General features: G+C 44.3%; 17 protein-coding genes, 1 tRNA gene and 1 pseudogene. 2 read left to right on the top strand and 17 right to left on the bottom strand.

The window, feature by feature from the left end; genetic code table 11:
* The coding region (locus tag FNY66_RS08180) for a type III PLP-dependent enzyme domain-containing protein (RefSeq protein WP_150310807.1) at positions 1–931 on the top strand (931 nt) is incomplete at its 5' end.
* A gap of 2 nt (positions 932–933) precedes the next feature.
* Positions 934–1,200: a hypothetical protein gene (locus FNY66_RS08175; RefSeq protein ID WP_150310806.1), complete on the top strand. Its 267-nt coding sequence runs from the start codon at positions 934–936 to the stop codon at positions 1,198–1,200.
* Between the two features lie 374 nt (positions 1,201–1,574).
* Here FNY66_RS08175 and FNY66_RS08170 read toward each other — a convergent pair.
* The 17 genes and pseudogenes from FNY66_RS08170 to FNY66_RS08080 all read right to left on the bottom strand — a co-directional run.
* Positions 1,575–2,642: pseudogene (locus FNY66_RS08170) on the bottom strand (relaxase/mobilization nuclease domain-containing protein); the annotation flags it as partial.
* Positions 2,643–2,667: 25 nt separating this feature from the next.
* Positions 2,668–3,090: a sigma-70 RNA polymerase sigma factor region 4 domain-containing protein gene (locus FNY66_RS08165; RefSeq protein ID WP_002586616.1), complete on the bottom strand. Its 423-nt coding sequence runs from the start codon at positions 3,088–3,090 to the stop codon at positions 2,668–2,670.
* A gap of 171 nt (positions 3,091–3,261) precedes the next feature.
* Positions 3,262–4,029, bottom strand: coding sequence for a class I SAM-dependent methyltransferase (locus FNY66_RS08155; RefSeq protein WP_002586626.1), 768 nt, complete (start codon positions 4,027–4,029; stop codon positions 3,262–3,264).
* 50 nt (positions 4,030–4,079) lie between these two features.
* Positions 4,080–5,999 (bottom strand): tetracycline resistance ribosomal protection protein Tet(W), encoded by a 1,920-nt coding sequence (tet(W), locus tag FNY66_RS08150; protein ID WP_002586627.1) that lies wholly within the window; start codon positions 5,997–5,999, stop codon positions 4,080–4,082.
* A 640-nt stretch (positions 6,000–6,639) separates the two neighbouring features.
* On the bottom strand, positions 6,640–6,780 hold the full coding sequence (locus tag FNY66_RS08140; RefSeq protein ID WP_009533774.1) for a Maff2 family mobile element protein: 141 nt from the start codon (positions 6,778–6,780) through the stop codon (positions 6,640–6,642).
* A gap of 141 nt (positions 6,781–6,921) precedes the next feature.
* Positions 6,922–8,598 (bottom strand): AIPR family protein, encoded by a 1,677-nt coding sequence (locus tag FNY66_RS08135; protein ID WP_150310805.1) that lies wholly within the window; start codon positions 8,596–8,598, stop codon positions 6,922–6,924.
* Between the two features lie 132 nt (positions 8,599–8,730).
* Positions 8,731–8,946, bottom strand: coding sequence for a Maff2 family mobile element protein (locus tag FNY66_RS08130; RefSeq protein WP_002585510.1), 216 nt, complete (start codon positions 8,944–8,946; stop codon positions 8,731–8,733).
* A gap of 122 nt (positions 8,947–9,068) precedes the next feature.
* Positions 9,069–10,832: a VirD4-like conjugal transfer protein, CD1115 family gene (locus FNY66_RS08125; protein ID WP_150310811.1), complete on the bottom strand. Its 1,764-nt coding sequence runs from the start codon at positions 10,830–10,832 to the stop codon at positions 9,069–9,071.
* A complete protein-coding gene (locus FNY66_RS08120; RefSeq protein WP_150310804.1) occupies positions 10,832–11,332 on the bottom strand; it encodes a PcfB family protein in 501 nt (166 codons plus the stop codon). Before FNY66_RS08120 ends, FNY66_RS08125 begins: the two co-directional genes overlap by 1 nt.
* A gap of 31 nt (positions 11,333–11,363) precedes the next feature.
* Positions 11,364–11,669, bottom strand: a complete 306-nt coding sequence (locus FNY66_RS08115) for a DUF5720 family protein (protein WP_408631286.1) — start codon at positions 11,667–11,669, stop codon at positions 11,364–11,366.
* 30 nt (positions 11,670–11,699) lie between these two features.
* A complete protein-coding gene (locus FNY66_RS08110) occupies positions 11,700–12,266 on the bottom strand; it encodes a hypothetical protein (protein ID WP_150310802.1) in 567 nt (188 codons plus the stop codon).
* A 54-nt stretch (positions 12,267–12,320) separates the two neighbouring features.
* Positions 12,321–13,247 (bottom strand): ParB/RepB/Spo0J family partition protein, encoded by a 927-nt coding sequence (locus tag FNY66_RS08105; RefSeq protein ID WP_150310801.1) that lies wholly within the window; start codon positions 13,245–13,247, stop codon positions 12,321–12,323.
* Positions 13,204–14,031 carry a ParA family protein gene (locus FNY66_RS08100; protein WP_150310800.1) on the bottom strand — a complete coding sequence of 276 codons (828 nt, stop codon included), beginning with the start codon at positions 14,029–14,031 and terminating at the stop codon, positions 13,204–13,206. The genes FNY66_RS08105 and FNY66_RS08100 overlap by 44 nt, the downstream gene beginning before the upstream one ends.
* A gap of 33 nt (positions 14,032–14,064) precedes the next feature.
* Positions 14,065–14,976: a DUF6017 domain-containing protein gene (locus FNY66_RS08095; protein WP_150310799.1), complete on the bottom strand. Its 912-nt coding sequence runs from the start codon at positions 14,974–14,976 to the stop codon at positions 14,065–14,067.
* A 44-nt stretch (positions 14,977–15,020) separates the two neighbouring features.
* Positions 15,021–15,227, bottom strand: a complete 207-nt coding sequence (locus FNY66_RS08090; RefSeq protein WP_150310798.1) for a hypothetical protein — start codon at positions 15,225–15,227, stop codon at positions 15,021–15,023.
* Positions 15,228–15,241: 14 nt separating this feature from the next.
* Entirely contained in the window at positions 15,242–16,300 is a 1,059-nt protein-coding gene (locus FNY66_RS08085) for a DUF5688 family protein (RefSeq protein ID WP_150310797.1), read from the bottom strand.
* Positions 16,301–16,678: 378 nt separating this feature from the next.
* A tRNA-Arg gene (locus FNY66_RS08080) sits at positions 16,679–16,752 on the bottom strand.
* Between the last annotated feature and the right edge of the window lie 350 nt (positions 16,753–17,102).

Below are 17,102 nucleotides of genomic sequence, written 5' to 3'. Positions count from 1 at the left end.
TATAAGAGAAAAAAATATATCTCCTCAAAAAATCACAATTGCTGGAGTGAATAAAAACTCAAAATATATTAAACAAGCATTGGAATATGGAGTGACTAGATACGTCATTGAATCCACGCATCAATGGCATCTTATACAAGAACAATTAAATAAAACTGAATCTAAGAATATTCATATCTTACTAAGAGTAAATATCGGAAATCAATTCGGAATGGAACTAGATGAAATACATGAATTGATTAATATTACTGACTGCTCTAAGTACATTAAGGGCTTCCACATGTATATGGGAACACAAAATTTTGAAGTTGAAAAAATCAAATCATACATTAGTCAACTTAAAATGACCGTAGACAGTGTCACTTCCATAGATATACATGAAATAACAGTAGGAGTTGGATTCCCAGTTCATTATTTTAATGATCATAGAGTTCCTAACGAAGAACTACTACCAACTATTATTAATGATCTTGAAACCACATTCAAAAATTTTAATATAGAGTATGAATTTGGAAGAAAAATTGCTGCATCTTGCGGGCAATACTACACTAAAGTCGTAGAACTACGGGAACGCAATAGAAAACTTTTTGCTATAGTTGATGGCGGCACGCATCAAATTAATTATTATGGTCAATTATATGGCCGACGCTTACCATATATAAAGCAATACCCTTTAAGAAATGAAAGTGCTCAATATACCATTTGTGGTTCCCTTTGTTCAGCCTCAGATATACTAGTTCATAATCATGAACTGGGATTACTCAAAGAGGGAGACATTCTTTGTTTTGAAAATGCTGGCGCTTATTCAGTAACCGAAGGATATTATTTATTCTTAACTCATCCTTTGCCAGTTATATACATTTTTGACCCTAAAGAAGGGCTACACCTTCTTAGGAACAAAATAGATACAGAATTTATAAATGGAGGCTAACCATGATTACTTCGAATATTAAAGAACAACTTGCACTCATAATTTTAGACACCTTTCCTCATTTGGAAGAATTGAAAGATTTACTTACAAATGACGAAACCAAACTTGCCGCAGATTTACAAATGGATTCTTTTTCTATTATTTCTTTACAAGTATCAATCGAGGATAATTTTGGTTTATTCTTTGATCCAATTGAAGATGACTTTGTAGAAATATTCTGTACAATAGGATCTCTTACCAACTATATTTCTTCAAAAATCGAGGTGTGAAATGTCTATACAAGTTATAACTTGGTTTAAACAAACTAATTCTTGCCAAAATACAATAAATGTTTTACCGTTTTATTCATTTTCATTCGAGAAATTAAATAATGATAAGGATTATCTTCCAAATTACGATTATAATTCAGATTTTCGTACCATAACAAAAGAAATAATCTCTAAAATTAATTTCAGCACAACTCCCAATTATTTCTATGATATCAGAAATTGGGAAGATTATAGTTGTGCAGCTCCAGAATACATGCTTTTGGATGAAATAAATTGGAATAGTACCAAACCGTTTGCATTTACAATCAAAAATCAAATTGATTTATATTTAGTCTTTGAACATATGGAGATTACGATGCCTGATAACACATGCGCTTCTCGGATTTCTGTGCCCGCAGCCCGTCGCGGGCGGCCTTGGTCTGGGCGTAGGCCAACACCTGCCGCTGCAACTTCTTTTTCCCTTGCAGCTTCGTTTCCAGTGCTTTCAGTTCGCCGCTGGTCTGGCGCATTTTCTGATAGGCGGTGTCAACGGCGGCTTCTAACTGCTCCGGGGAAGTAAAGCCGTATTGCTGGTAGACGGACAGCGTTTTGGCGGCCTGCTTCAGATTGTGTATCTTCGCCCAGCGTTCATAGCCCCGGCCTTTGCCCTCGGCCATTTTCTGCTCAATGTCCACAAGCCGCTGCACTCCGTCCTGTTTCGGGGCGGCTATCTCGGCTCTGGCAACCTGCAAGCGGTCTTTTATGGTGCGTGGGGGATCGGGGGATCTGGCTGGCGCTTCGGCTGCTCTGGCGGCGTTTTGCTCTAAAACGGCAAAGACAGCGGCGCGGTCAAAATCGTCGCCCAGCTTCCGGGCGGTAATTGGCTTTGTCCTGTCCGGCGTGAGGTAGGAAAGCCGCCCCCGGCTCTCCTTGACGGTCACACCCTCCTGCAGCAACAGAGAGGAAAACTCGTCAAAGCTGGCGGCGGTGGCAAGGGCTTTCCGTAGGGTCTGCCGCAGCTTCTCCTTGTTCGTTTCAAACTTGGTCTGCCGGGGCGTGATACTATCGGCAATCATGGGGGCGTTCTGCTTGTCCAGCGCGGCCTGTCCCTTTTTCTGCGCCCAATACTCCCGGTCGGTGACGCGGTTCTTGCTGCCGTTCAAGAGGTCGATTTGATAAAGCCCCTCCCGGTGGCACATCTCCATGACTTCGGATTTGAAGTAGCGCAGGGCAGCGTCGGTACATCGGTGCTTGCAGCCGACTTTCGTATCGGCCGGCCTGTCCATGTAGGGCAGGAACGGCACTTCCTCAATCCGCAGGCTGTTTATGACGATATGCACATGAATGTTGCCGCTGTGGTTATGCCCGTCCGGGTGGGTGCAGACAAGGGCCTGGTGGCCGGGAAAATGCTCTTTACAGAATTGTTCCCCCAACGCCTGCGCCCGGTCTACGGTCAGGCCGTTGAGGATTGTTTCATAGGGGAGAAGTCTACTCATACCGGCTCACCCCCATTTCTTCGCGTAGCCGCTGCAAGGCAAGCTGGATATGCCGCCCCGCTGTGCTGCGTGACCGGCCAATACACGCGCCGATCACGCGCTGCGGCTGGCGCAGAAAGTAATAGCGCAGGATTTCTTCCCGCGTCTGCTCCGGCAAAACAGAGATCGCGTCGGCAAGGGCGGCGTTGCAGAGCAGGACGGTCTGACCGCAGACGGTAAATGGGTATTCCTCGTCCGGCTCCGACGCGGCAAACTGGACAAACTTCTCGTTCATCAGATAGTCAAGGGAAACTTGCCGTTCCCATTGCCGTTTAAGCTTCAAAATCTTGTCCAAGGCGGCACAGCGGATAACAGTCTTGCAAAAGGCGTTGTACCTGCGCTGGATATATTCTTGATAGGCTATCTGGTCGGTCATGGAAATTCCCCTTTCTGAATAATAGTGCGGGGCGGTGGCACTTCTTGCTGTCGCCCCTTGATTGCCTACCAGCAAAGGCGGGCGGGGCTGTCAACGGCTGCGCATATGCGCCGTTCATCTTGACCGTTGACTGGCTCGGCTGGGTTTGCTATTTACCCGACAAACTTGAATTTATTTTAAGCTATCACGTTTTACCTTCTTAAGCCTTACTATCATTACCATAGGAATTTCTTTGTTGGTTTTAAAACATTCTTCATAAAATCCATCAATGACAAATCCAGCTCTAAAACAAAGGTTAAAAATATCTTGTATGGAACGATGATAATAAATCTGCTCTTTCGGTTGCCCTTCAATCGCTATATCATAGTAACTGTGCGGTGTCATATATTTTTCAGTCAACGTGACAAAACAAGGGTGTTGCGTTGCAAAGACAAAAATTCCGCTTTCCTGCAACAGTTCATAAACAGCCATAAGAAGTGGTTCAATATCCGTAATATCCATAATTGCCATATTAGAAACTGCTTTCGTAAAGGCTCGATTTCTTTTTAATTCTAATATACTTTTTCTATCGGTCGCATCCGCCACACAAAATTCAATTTGTTTTGCATATTGTGATTGCCGTCTTTTAGCCAATTCTATCATTTTTTTGCTGTAATCAAAAGCGACAACCGAAGCGCCTCTTTGTGCAAGATACGAAGAATAATTTCCATTGCCACACGCAATATCCAAAATGTAATCCGCAGGATTAGGAGATAGAAGTTCCGTTACTTTGGGACGCACTACCTCTCTGTGAAATTCATTAGATTCGTCACCCATTGCATTATCCCAAAATTGTGCGTTCTCCTCCCAGATTTTTTTACTTTCCTCTGTTCCCATGTTCTCTCCCACTCCCCAAATTTGCTTTTTTGCTTCCATTAAATCTTCCTTACTATATTCCATTGTTACCCTCCATAACTTCTGATTGTTGCCGTCTTGACGATTATGTATCTTTACATTACCTTCTGAAACATATGGCGCACCTTGTCCAGGCGGCTGTTTGGACGGCGGGGCTGGATGACCGGCTGACCGACAGCGGCCTGATATCCTTTCAGCTCTGTAAGGCATACGCTCCGCCCGTTGGTGTAAAAGGCCAGATCAGTACGGTATGCCTGTATACAGCGGGCGGGAATCTCGCCAGTAAAGACAACTTCATCCTTTTTTACCTGGGCCGTTTCGATGGTGGCACAGTATTTCGGTGCATCATGATAAGCCCTGGAAAGGTATTCCTGGGGCGCATAGAGGATGAAGGAGAGATAAGGTTCCAGCAGCTGCGTCCCCGATTCCTTCAATGCCTGTTCCAATACAATCGGGGCCAATGAGCGGAAGTCCGCCGGCGTGCTGACCGGACTGTAATAAAGCCCGTATTCAAAGCAAATCTTACAGTCCGTTACGTTCCAGCCGAACAAGCCCTGCTCCAGCCCGTAACGGATACCATCCCTGACAGCGTTTTGAAAACTCTGGTTCAAGTATCCCAGCGAAACCCGGCTCTCGTATTGTACACCGGAGCCAAGCGAGAGTGGTGTAACAGACAGTCCTATGGATGCCCAAAACGGGTTGGGCGGCACCTCGATATGGATGGTGTGGCTGGCTGCTTTGAGCGGCCGCTCCATATAAATGACGGAGGGTTCCTTTACCACTGTTTCAAGCTTGTATTTTTCCGACAGCAAAGCGGAAACAACCTCCAACTGCACCCGGCCCAAAAAAGAAAGAATGATCTCATGGGTGATGGAATCCACTTCGCAACGCAAAAGCGGGTCAGTATCCGCAAGTTGCGTAAGAGCGTCCAGCAGCCGTTCTCTTTGCGCTGCCGTTTTCGGCGCAATCGTCGTCCGCAGCATGGGGAGGGGGTCCTCGCGCCACCTTTTACGAGGGAGCCGGGTTTGGTCCCCTAATACATCGTTTAACCTCACGCTGTCGCTGGGAAGGATAACAATTTCACCCTGATAAGCGGTGTCTGTCCGAACAATTTCCCCTTTGGATGGAATACGCATCTCTGTGATTTTCAGCTTTTCTCTCCCGGCCAGGGCCACCGTATCCCGCAGGCGCAGCGTTCCGCTGTATAACCGTAGATAGACACGCCGCTGGCCGCAATCGGTGTACTCAACCTTGAAAACGCTGCCGCATAGGGCGGCGCCCCCCTGTTCCCCAATCGGTTGGAACAGCCCTGTCACCGCATCCATCAACGGTTGAATGCCAAGGCCATTTTTGGCGCTGCCATGATAGACTGGGAACAGGGAGGCGTCTTGAACCCGCTGCTGTTCCTCCCGCGCAAGTTTTTCCCGGCTGATTGGTTCTCCTGCGATATACTTTTCCAATAATTCATCGTTATTTTCGATGACCGCATCCCATGCTTCTATGTCGGTATTTTCCTCCAGGACTATTTCCGGGGACAGCGACACCGTCTGCTTGATGATAATATCGGCGGAGAGCTTATCCCGAACAGACTGAACCACGCTCTGCAAATCAACGCCAGCCTGGTCGATCTTGTTGATAAAGATAACGGTGGGAATGTTCATTTTCCGCAGGGCATGGAACAGAATACGGGTCTGGGCCTGCACGCCATCTTTAGCGGAGATCACCAAGATGGCCCCATCTAAAACAGCCAAAGAGCGGTACACCTCCGCCAAAAAATCCATGTGGCCGGGCGTATCCACAATGTTAACTTTACATCTGTGCCACTGGAAGGAAGTGACTGCCGCTTGAATGGTAATCCCACGCTGCCGCTCCAAAAACATGGTGTCCGTCCTCGTTGTCCCTTTTTCGACGCTCCCCGGTTCTGAAATGGCTCCGCTGGCATATAGCAGGCTCTCCGTCAAGGTCGTCTTTCCAGCGTCTACATGGGCAAGAATTCCAATATTGATTATTTTCATGTGATTGTCCTCCCTTTACAGCCCCAAAGGGCATAAAAATCCCCAGCAGTAAAATACTTTTACCACTGGGGATTATAAGTTGCGGACATACACATATACAGCATACACCTGTTTGTGATTGCTGTTTTTGGGGATATGTCAAAATTGATAAGGCAAAAGTATTCTTAAATTGGGTACAAAAAACTAAGCCCCTACAAAAGGAGCTATCATAATCCTTTGTTCCCACTATTTGATTATAGTTTTATTTAAGAATACCTTGCCGCATATTTTTTACTCCTTTTCTGGATTAAATCATTGTATCACATCAGTTTTAGGAAAGCAAGTACCTAAAAGAAATTTTTCTTCCCCTTATATGTAACAATCATACCGGCTTCCTAGCGTTCAGAATGTTTTCTGCTGTCTGCTGTGGTGTTTGGTTGGAATTGTCCAACCAAAAGCCGATCCGTGGTGTTGTCTGCATTTTACTAAATACAAATTCAATGTATACAGAAAGATATAAGGAGTGGGAGGGATTCCGCCGTAGTTGGCATTGTAGGAAAATCCAAAAGTTTAGATTTTCCCACAATGCTTATCTTTTGGTCTTTGGTTCGGAATAGTGTAGTGCTGGCGGTCTATCTCTTGTTTTCGGTTGCTTGCTTCCTTACCGTACATGAGCATTCGCACCCGGATTGTCATTTCCGTAACCTTCCAAAAGATTGATTGCTCCCCAGATACCAAGACCGGCACCGAGAGCTACTACAAGAGTCTGAAGAACACCGACTGCACTGTTGAAAAATGCCATAAAGAAATACCTCCCTTTTGTCTGATGCGCCTGAAAACAAGCGCGGATGAATGGTTGCTTTGTCTGGCCAGACAAAAAAACAGCCCTGTACGTGGGTACAAGACTGTTATGTATTTCTCATTAATCCTCAATATATTCTTTTTAATCATTTCCCGATAATAAATGTCTTTCGATCTCTTTACACTTCGTAACATTTTTAAAAATATTAGCAGGATATGATTCTGAATAATAAGTATTAATCTGCTGTATTATTAAAGGAACCATTGTGTCAACAATATTTCTTACATCTTCTTCAAAATCTCCTATGACTCTTTCAGAAAATCCTTCTTTATTTTTTAATTCTTGAAGTATCCAATGTTCTATAAATCTATTTCCGTGAGTACATACAAGATACTCTTTTCCAGATAAACCGGTCTTTTTGCTCTGCAAATACTCTTCAGTTGCTCTTAATATCAGTACTGAATTAATCAAATGAAAAGAATTTGTTGAAGGATTAATTAATGCCTTATACGGTGTCTTATTAATATCTTCCGACAAAGCTCCCGCATTTCTTTTTGCCATAGTAGAATAAGATAGATCTTCCCATAGACACGCCAAAGCTATAATTGCTTCATCAGAAGTAATTTGCTTCCTCATGTCATTGATTTCATCTCCCCCTTTATATAAATATGTGAAATGAGAAAAACTCAATTCCTGTCTTATTTTTTCTTGAACAGGATCTAATGCTACAAAATCTTTATTCTCAATCCTATTTTGAGTATTTGATAATTTTGTAATCTGTAATGTTGTTTCTTCAGAAACTCCTGTTAAATCTATGAGTTGAATCATTACATATGCTTTTTCAACTTGTTCTTGGCGTTCATTGTAAGCCTCGCAAATGCTTCCTGTAGTTTGTGCGCCGTTTACGAGAGAAACTCCCTCGAGTGTAAATATTCCTGTAATATTATTAGTACTTGTTAAAGCTTTTCTTTTAATGGATTTACACAACATTTTAATTCCATTATTATAATAGACAAAATTTTCAGGATTTTGAAGTAACACTTTTTTTATTCCTTCATTTACGTCTGTTCGCCCTTTATAGAATCTTATATTTTTTTCAAATAACGCATTTCCATATTCATTATACCATTCTCCAAGAGCTGATGCTGAAATGATTCCATAATATGCGACATAAGGGTCTTCAATTTTACCCCAATTATGCAATACCACGTCATCAAGAATTATATTTTCCGCATTACTTCCTTGTGCCAAAAAAGTATAAATTTCTTTATATGTGAGTTCTTCAAATCCTAGTATAGTACTTACTTCATCATTTGTTCTTGACATTAATTCATTTATTGGACGTAAGGTATATGCGTCTGCATTCTCATTTCCTGTATGAACATATATAGCTTGTATTTGATAGCCTATTTTTGTAATAGCAGTCTCTATATCGTCTTTCCTAGATTGTATTTTCGTGTTTGCTCCATTAAGATCAAATTCCAATATACGCTTAATACCTTCAACAAATGAATATACTTCTTCTTGAGTAATGGCTCCATTTCCTGAATTGCGCCATTTACTTTGTACAACAAACAATTTTTTTTGATTATCATCTAAATAGATTGCATCAATTCCCATATCACGATAACCATCAGTTATATAGCTTGATGCTCCACTTGGATCTAATCCACACTTTATCATTAATACTGTCGCCGCTAATGCTCTAGTTTCAAAATGTGATTGTTGATCATTAGGAAAATCCCTCATATCAATAAACTCTTCAAATAACTCATGGAATCTTGTTGAAATTCTTAATATATTAATATTACTCGGCATATTTTCTCCTTTGTATTTTCTGCAATATTTTATCCAAATTATATCATATTTCAAACGTGAATACTATGAGTTATGTAGTGGCGGCTTTCACCGCCACTGGGTATAACTATAGTCATACCCTGAGATTTTTTCTTATCCGAACAGCCCGGAAAGCAGCGGAACAAGTGTAATTCCGATCAGCGCGACACCGCCGCCCGCCATTAACTGTTTCATACCCTGCGACTTCGCACCCGGATTATCATTTCCATATCCCTCAAGCAGATTGATTGCTCCCCAAATGCCAAGCCCCGCTCCAAGAGCCACTACAAGTGTCTGTAATACAGTTACTGCACTGTTGAAAAATTCCATATTGTCTTTCCTCCCATTTCTTCAAACCTTTTTCTGCGCAAAAAAATCCTCCCGGTATTCATTCGGAAGGAGTATCGCTACGGCGGTATGCCGGAACAGTATCTTTCATATTCAGTTACCATCTACACCTCATCTTCATCCACATTCACTACATCGTATACATCATCCGCCTTAAGCTTCAGCCTGTGATTCAGAAACTTCTCGATATCAAACGCATTCTTCGGATCATAGTCAGATGTCAGCTTATAATTCGGATGCTGCGTCAGGTCATACTTATCCGAAAGGAACGGTCTCACACCTCTCAGCTGCAAAATACATTTGCTTCCATCCAACACAGCCAGTTCGTCAATTGTAGCAAGATCCTTCCCGAGTTTCTGATAATTCAGGGAATGAGACGTCTCCCGCCCTCGGCTTTCCCCTGTGTTATACGTGTCGATGGTCTCTTTTCCGAGCGACTGGTTCAGCTCTTTCAGCGTCGTCGGCTCTGAGCCACCCAGGAAAATCCGGGAATCCATATTTCCGATGATCGTATCTGCGTGATCCTTATAAATCGCTTTCAACTGGCTCTGCGCCTGCAGTACCAGACAGGCGGAAATCTCACGGCTTCGGATTGTTGCCACCAGCTTTTCCAGATTTGGAATCTGTCCGATATTGGCGCACTCATCAATCAGACATCTCACATGAACCGGGAGCCTGCCGCCGTACACATCATCCGCTTTTTCACACAGCAGATTGAAAAGCTGTGTATAGATCATGGATATCAGGAAATTGAAGGTGCTGTCTGTATCTGACATGATAAGAAACAGCGCTGTTTTTTTGTCTCCCAGAGTATCCAGTTCCAACTCATCATAAGCTGTAATCTCCCGCAGTTCCTGAATATCAAAGGGCGCAAGCCTTGCCCCGCAGCCCACCAGAATCGACTTCGCAGTTTTTCCCGCGGCTAAGCGGTATTTCTTATATTGACGCACTGCGAAATGATTCGGATTTTTCTTTTCCAGTTCCTCCATCATCAGATCCACCGGGTTCTGGAAATCTTCATCATCTTCCCGGACTTCCATGGCATTGATAAACTCGATCAGTGTTGCAAAATTCTGTTCTTCCTCCGGAGCTTCATAATGCAGATAGCCGATCAGCGCACAATACAGCAGCGTCTCCGCTTTCGTCCAGAATTCATCCCCGGCTTTCCCTTCGCCTTTTGTATTGGCGATCAGTGTAGTCACCAGTTTCAGGATATCTTTTTCTGAATGAATATAAGCGAAAGGATTGTAATGCATCGACTTTTTAAAATTAATCGTATTCATAATCTTGATCCGATATCCATTCTTCAAAAGTGCATTCCCGCATTCCACCGCGATACTTCCTTTCGGATCAGTAACCACATAGGAACTGTGCATCTGAAGGAGATTCGGTTTCAGCCAGAACCTTGTTTTGCCTGAACCGGAGCCGCCCACAATCAGCACGTTCTTATTTCTGGCATACTTCGGATTCTTCGGGCGGTTGCTCATCATCAGACACTCTGTCTCCGTAAGGATCACATTATCCTCAAATTTCGGCGCCATAAACGGCTCGATATCTTTTGCCGTTCCCCAACGCGCCGACCCATACTCCACATTGTGCCGGTATTTTTTTGCATTCTTACTGCGAAGATATACCGCAGTACGAAGTGCGGCTCCGCACACCAGTCCTACGCACAGGTCTGCCGGGTGCATACTCGGCAGGGGATTCCCGAATGCCGCCGGAATCGTTCCGAACAGTGCAAGGATTTTTTTCGAAATGTCTGTGCCCGCCGCCAGTCTCCATGCTTCCCCGAGATTCGTAGCCAGAAGTCCGAGAATCACGTAGGGAATATTCAGGATCATAAGGCGTTTTATCTCTTTCGTATTCATCATCTCCCGCGCTCCTGTATCTTTTCCCGTACTTTCCTCGGAACTCCTGCAGCCAGAGCTTTGAATTTCTGAAGCTGTGCAAGTACACTCGGTCTGCTCCGTTTCTTCATAATCTTCACACTGTATGCTTTGTAAACCGATGTCAGTGCATCTGCATCCTTTGCTTTAAAGAAGACGGTATATCTGGGCGGCTGTACAGACTTATCCTTTGTCACGGCAAAATCAACACCGTACCGTCTGGCAATCCGCTCAAAATCCTTAATCCCGGATTTAGCGATATCCATACTGCTTACTCCCTGATTCTGCCGGATCAGCTGCTTCACCGTCTGCTTTCCATGGATGGGCGCAGCTCTTTTTGCCGCTTTATCTGCTGCTTTTCTCGTTTTTATTTTCCCGCGGTGCTGCAGGTATTTTCTAATACCGCTGCAAATTGCCCGCGCTGTCAGTTTTGTCGTAGTAATTGCCAGATTGACCGATCTGTTTTCCACTTCTTCCTGCAAGCATTATCCCCCTTCCTGTTTCATCTGAAATTCAGCGGTCCATTGATTTCTGATCATAATAAAGATGACCGGCAAAAACTTTTGCATGGCTGCGGATACGGATCATCTCTTCTTTCTGCAACTGCATTGCTTTTCCATATCCTGCATCATTCAGATAGAGACGCATCCTGTCCCCCTTGCTTCCCCACGGGGAATCATCTGATACAACATCAAATATGATCATATGCCTTGTATCATCTGCAAAACGGCTCAGATCCATATAGTCATGCCCTTTGTAGTTCTTCGCCCCTGCCTGTATCCTCATTTCTTCAATCCGTTCTCCGATGGTCTTTCCCATTATCAAACACCTGCTTTCCTGCCCATCTGTCTAAATCCGGATGGCAGGGAAATCCTCGCTGCCTGTACTGAGCATAACGGTTCTTTCTTCGATATCATTCCGGAGATCTTCTACCATATCCGGATCAATATAAACCTCATGCTTCTTGGAATCATACCCATAGAGGGCAGCGTCGCCGACCAGATATTTTTCTTCTCCCAAAGTCAGCACTTTTCTGTGGTTGTACTCAAGCATAACCGTGAGATCCGATGCGCACAGTATCTGCACGCGCTCATCATAATCGGTATGGTTCTTATAAAATTCGTCCTCCGCCATCAACTGCGGCTCTTTCCCCGGAACAACCGACATCACAACTCCGTTCCTCGTTTCTTTCCTGTTATTCCCTCCGGAAAACTTTTTCTCACTTTCCGGGATCAGATCGTCCAGATAATCGCTTACGAATGAGATCGCCGCCTGAATCTCTTCACTGTCATCATCCCCGTAGCATCTTTTCAGGCTGTCCAACACCCTGCTTACCTGCTTCGGGTCATCCGATAAAACGGGAATAAATACATTCGTTCCGCCTGTTGCATAGATTGTAAAATTCTTCTCGCTCATTCTTTCTCCTTTTTCTGCATAAATAAAAGCACCATTCTCTGGTGCCCTGTCTTTCTACCGCTCCTGACTTCTCTGTCTCTTTTTCTGCCACTGCTCCAACAGCCGAATAATCGTATCTTCCATCTGCTTCGGAGTATATGATTTCGGGAAATACTTTTTCAGTACATCATTCCTGATCGTGATCCGGTCAAGATCTCCCTTTTTCACTTCATCCATAATGTCGCACATGGCATCAAGCGTACACTCTCCGAACTGGCTGAGCTTTTTCACCCTCTGAGCCTGCGAGAGCGACGGCGCTGCCTGTGCATATTCCATTGCTTCTAAAAACTGTTCCTGTTCCTCTTTTTTCAGATAAGACAGTTCCACTGCCGGATTGAATGCCAGCTGCTTATGATCCACCATATCCAGGAGCTGCGGGATCAGTTCCGTAAGCCGGATATACCGCTGCACCTGCCTGCCGCTCTCTCCGGATTTTTCTCCTACAATATCCGCCGCTTTTAACTTGTCGACAACTTGTCGACAAGTTAAATCCGACCGTTCCCCCTGATGTTTCACCGCTTCCAGTTTCATCTTATAGGCGAAAGCCCTTTCACTGGGAAGGATGTTTTCACGCTGAAGATTTGCATCAACCATAAGGATGATGGCTGCATCATCGTCCATCTCCCGGACAATTACCGGCACGGTCTCTTTTCCCGCCAGTTCCGCGGCATGATGTCTTCTGTGCCCGGATATGATCTCATATCCTCCCTCCGGGTCAGGACGTGCGATCAGCGGCGTAACAATTCCGAGCGTCCGGACGCTCTCCACTGTCTTATCCATCTCTTCATTGTCCAGTACCTTAAACGGATGCCCCTCAAAGGGATGCAGCTCTTCCAACGGGATTTCCTGCACGTGCTCCTGCCCTGCCTCCGTCCGGCTCTGTTCCGTGGAAAATATATCATCGTAACTGCTCAAGCTGACGTTTACGCCTTTTCTCGGCATTCTGCAGCACCTCCTTTGTCAGCACACGGTACGCCTCCGCTACTTTTCCTTTCGGGTCATGCCTGAAAATACTTTTCCCTTCCGCGCTGATTTCCTCCGCCCGGACAGAGCGGGGAATATCCGTCTGGTATACTTTCAGCTTTCCCCCGTAATTCTCTCGGATCAATGCACTGATATCCTTTGCATAGTTCGTCCTGCTGTCCACCATTGTCAGAAGGATTCCTTCAATCCGAAGCTTCGGATTGATCTGGCGCTTCACTTTGTTTACAGTCTGCAGCAACTGTTCCAATCCCTTTGCAGGAAGATACTGAGCCTGAACCGGAATGATCACATTATCCGCAGCTGCAAGTGCATTGATCGTCAGCATCCCGAGAGACGGCATACAGTCCAGAAGAATAAAATCATACTCTTTCTTCACACTGTCCAGATACTGTTTTAAAACACTCTCCCTGCTCATTACGTTCACAAGGGAAACTTCCATTCCTGCCAGTTCAATATTTGCCGGTACAAGATCGACACCTTCCGGATGGTGGAGAATCCCTTCGCCTGATTCGATCGGCTGATCTGAGACAATCTTCTTCATCAGATCCGACAGAGTAGGGGAAATACGATCCGGCACAGGATACCCGAGACTGATTGTCAGGGATGCCTGCGGATCTGTATCAACCAGAAGCACCTTTTTCCCCTCCATTGCAAGCCCGATTCCGAGATTCTCGCACGTAGTCGTTTTGCCGGTCCCCCCTTTCTGGTTAACCACGGCTGTTACTGTTCCTTTCTTTGCCAAAGTTTCACCTCTTTTCTTCCTGTCATTCTTTCGTTAGATCAGACCTTTCGCCATATCATGCTGAACCAACTGATTATAATAAGTGCTGATTGTCGCCGGTGCGTTGTAGAGAGCGGTCAGGAGATACTGCCTGATATCCCGGATTTTTGTCGTATTCTCATTCAGGCAGGAAATCAGGTAACGGATATGCTCTGCGTTCAGTTTCATCATCCTGCTTCTGACAATCTCTGTCGGAAGCTGCTCCTTCCCGATACGGATAAAAGCCCTTGAGCTGCATACCGTATCTACGATCAGTTCAAATAGTTCCTCTAGCATATCTGCATTAGACGGATACTCTGCTTTTAAGACATCAATACCAAGCTCTTCACGAAAATATCTGCAGTAGTCTTCCCTCTTTCTGATCGCATCAACCACATTATCATCTGTTTCCCGATCCTCTCTTTCGCTATGACGATCTGCCGGATAGGATTGATTGTTCTGACTCTGATCAGTCTGACTATAATCAGTATGATTAGGGTTTGATTTTCCAACCTCTTGAAGTTTATTTTCCAAACCTCCGAAAGTTTGATTTTTAAACCTCTTATATTCCAATTCCGGACAGGAAAGGATATTTTTCACATATACGAAACTTGGCTTTCCCATCCCCTGCCGTTTACGTTCAATCAATCCCTCTTTTTCTAATTCCTTCATCAACTGAATTGCTTTGTTCTTTCCACACCCGAGCGACTCCTGAATCTCCTGTACAGTAAAAAACAGATAGACCCGGTTCTGTTTATCAAGCCACCCGTTTTTCATGGACAGATCCATCCGGTCCAGAAGAATTCCATACAGTGTCTTTGCTTCAGCAGACAGGGAAGAGAATCTGGAATCAGTAAACAGCAGTTTCGGTATCCGGTAGAAGGAGAAGGTCTGAGACTGCAGCCCATAATAAAAATCAAAATCCATTTCCACTCCACTGCCTTTTCCATATGCCTGCATCTATATCCGAATTACTTATCACGGAGTATTTTTCTGGTACACCATCCGATGCAGGGCTGAGCGCGCCCGTAAGGACAGCCGTAACACTCACTGTTTACATTCTCCGGCTTCCGCTGATAATAACAGGAATCGAGCATACACCTCTTTTTCTTTCCGCCCCAGAAGTAACAGTAACGGCAGTCTTTCGGCTTATCCTCGGTATATTGTCCGTATGCCATGCCTCTCTCCTTCCTCAGATCTCCATCTCTGTCTTTTTCGGTGTACGCCCCGGTTTCTTCTCAAATCCGGAGCACTCTTTCTGCTTATTCCCCAGTTCAGATAACACAGAATGTCTCTCCTGTTTTTTATCTTTTGATTTTTCTTCCATCCGGCACTCATATTTCTCAGCCAGTTCAAAGATCCTTTCTTTTGCATCATAGTGATACACATTGTCGGAAAGGCGGTCTTTCGGATCTACCTCATTTGCATTGACATCCTGAACCATTTCTTTTAAAAACTGAGGCTCAGGTGCGAAACGGTCCGGAAGCAGCAGAATTTCATGCACAGATGAGGGCAGAACATAAAAGTTCCCGTCCAGTTTCTCAGCGGCATCGTCAAAGAAAGACGGAACTGCCAGTACACCTGCTCCATACATATCCCGTTCCGTTGTCGCAACATACAAAGGACTGGAAAACATGACCGGCTGTTCCTGATCAATTCCCATACTCTGCACCATTCCCATAAGCACTTCATCCATACTCCGAATGTTATGTTTCATTGTGTGCTGCGATGCATCAAGTGCATCCTGATGAAGCTGATCCTGTGTAAGACCATAATTACGCATCATCTCATTTGTGATAAGAACCGATGCATTTCCGTTCTCCGTTTCACCGAGATCAATCCGGTAGACTGCAGCGAGATCTTCCATTTCCTGATGCGGTACAGACTGAAGCATCTCGGCATTCTGATCTTTTCCAACCACTTCTACTGTGAGCATATTTTTCACCGCACTGTAATCCGCAAGGAATCCAAGATCAAACTGATTCCGTTCTCCCAGTGTTCCTACAAGCGTATCTGCCAGTCTGTTCATCACTGCGGTAAACTGGCTTCCCGTCTGATAATCCAGAAAAGCGTCTTCCAGATTGATACTTACTCCTACACGGCTTCCTTCCGGCGTAATAGAGATTCCCGAATACGATTCGCCCTGCAGCTTGTTCACGGCAGTATCTTTGATCTCCGCGTTTCTAAGATCGTCCGTGAGAAAGTCCGGCAGAGCTACCTTCACCTTTTCTCTGAATTCATTGAATTCCATACTGTTCCTCCTTCGAATCTGATTTTGAGCAAAAATATAGAGCACTCATGCATTTCATTCATTGAAAAAGCATAAGTGCTCTATGTATTTATAACGCTATTTACTTTGATTTATTTTCATTGAAACAGGAACGTACAACTTTTTGATTAGCAGGATTTTTTGCAGAAATTTTGCTCTGATTAGCAGGAAGCCGTTTTTCATTAGCAAAAATCCTTTCATTTCTGCTAATTATTAGCAGCTAATGGAATTGTACAGTTCAGAGTCCGATTAGCAAATTGTGAACTGCTAATCGCCGTTAGGTTTAGTGTTCGGATTTTTTCAGAAATTGAAAGAAGCCGAAAACCTTGATTTTTCAAGGAATTTTCGGCTTCTCGGTTACGTTCCTGGGCGGATTCGAACCGCCGGCCTTCCGCTTAGGAGGCGGACGCTCTATCCTGCTGAGCTACAGAAACTTATATAAAAACAGCTTTTTATCGCTGTTTTTAACTATTTTGTTGAACTGTTGACTTTTTTCCTCTTTGACTCAGGCGGACGTTCCGACGTCACCTTAGGAGGCGGACGCTCTATCCTGCTGAGCTACAGAAACTTATATAAAAACAGCTTTTTATCGCTGTTTTTAACTATTTTGTCGAACTGTTGACTTTTTTCCTCTTTGACTCAGGCGGACGTTCCGACGTCACCTTAGGAGGCGGTCGCTCTATCCTGCTGAGCTACGGAAACTTATATAAAAACAGTCTGTGATACAACTGTTTTTATCTTATATTATTTTTACATCTGTCCCAGACGCATTATTTAATATACC

The organism is Mediterraneibacter catenae (assembly GCF_008691045.1).
GTDB classification, from domain to species: domain Bacteria; phylum Bacillota; class Clostridia; order Lachnospirales; family Lachnospiraceae; genus Mediterraneibacter; species Mediterraneibacter ornithocaccae.
This window is presented reverse-complemented; position numbering and strand designations above follow the sequence as displayed.

Excerpts from the sequence above, each read along its gene's own strand:
- FNY66_RS08110 (WP_150310802.1), bottom strand. The coding sequence starts at position 12,266 with ATGAGCGAGAAGAATTTTACAATCTATGCAACAGGCGGAACGAATGTA.
- FNY66_RS08090 (WP_150310798.1), bottom strand. The coding sequence starts at position 15,227 with ATGGCATACGGACAATATACCGAGGATAAGCCGAAAGACTGCCGTTAC.
- FNY66_RS08165 (WP_002586616.1), bottom strand. The coding sequence starts at position 3,090 with ATGACCGACCAGATAGCCTATCAAGAATATATCCAGCGCAGGTACAAC.
- FNY66_RS08130 (WP_002585510.1), bottom strand. The coding sequence starts at position 8,946 with ATGGAATTTTTCAACAGTGCAGTAACTGTATTACAGACACTTGTAGTG.
- FNY66_RS08105 (WP_150310801.1), bottom strand. The coding sequence starts at position 13,247 with ATGCCGAGAAAAGGCGTAAACGTCAGCTTGAGCAGTTACGATGATATA.
- FNY66_RS08085 (WP_150310797.1), bottom strand. The coding sequence starts at position 16,300 with ATGGAATTCAATGAATTCAGAGAAAAGGTGAAGGTAGCTCTGCCGGAC.
- FNY66_RS08155 (WP_002586626.1), bottom strand. The coding sequence starts at position 4,029 with ATGGAATATAGTAAGGAAGATTTAATGGAAGCAAAAAAGCAAATTTGG.
- FNY66_RS08115 (WP_408631286.1), bottom strand. The coding sequence starts at position 11,669 with ATGGGAAAGACCATCGGAGAACGGATTGAAGAAATGAGGATACAGGCA.
- FNY66_RS08095 (WP_150310799.1), bottom strand. The coding sequence starts at position 14,976 with ATGGATTTTGATTTTTATTATGGGCTGCAGTCTCAGACCTTCTCCTTC.
- FNY66_RS08135 (WP_150310805.1), bottom strand. The coding sequence starts at position 8,598 with ATGCCGAGTAATATTAATATATTAAGAATTTCAACAAGATTCCATGAG.
- FNY66_RS08140 (WP_009533774.1), bottom strand. The coding sequence starts at position 6,780 with ATGGCATTTTTCAACAGTGCAGTCGGTGTTCTTCAGACTCTTGTAGTA.
- FNY66_RS08175 (WP_150310806.1), top strand. The coding sequence starts at position 934 with ATGATTACTTCGAATATTAAAGAACAACTTGCACTCATAATTTTAGAC.
- FNY66_RS08125 (WP_150310811.1), bottom strand. The coding sequence starts at position 10,832 with ATGAATACGAAAGAGATAAAACGCCTTATGATCCTGAATATTCCCTAC.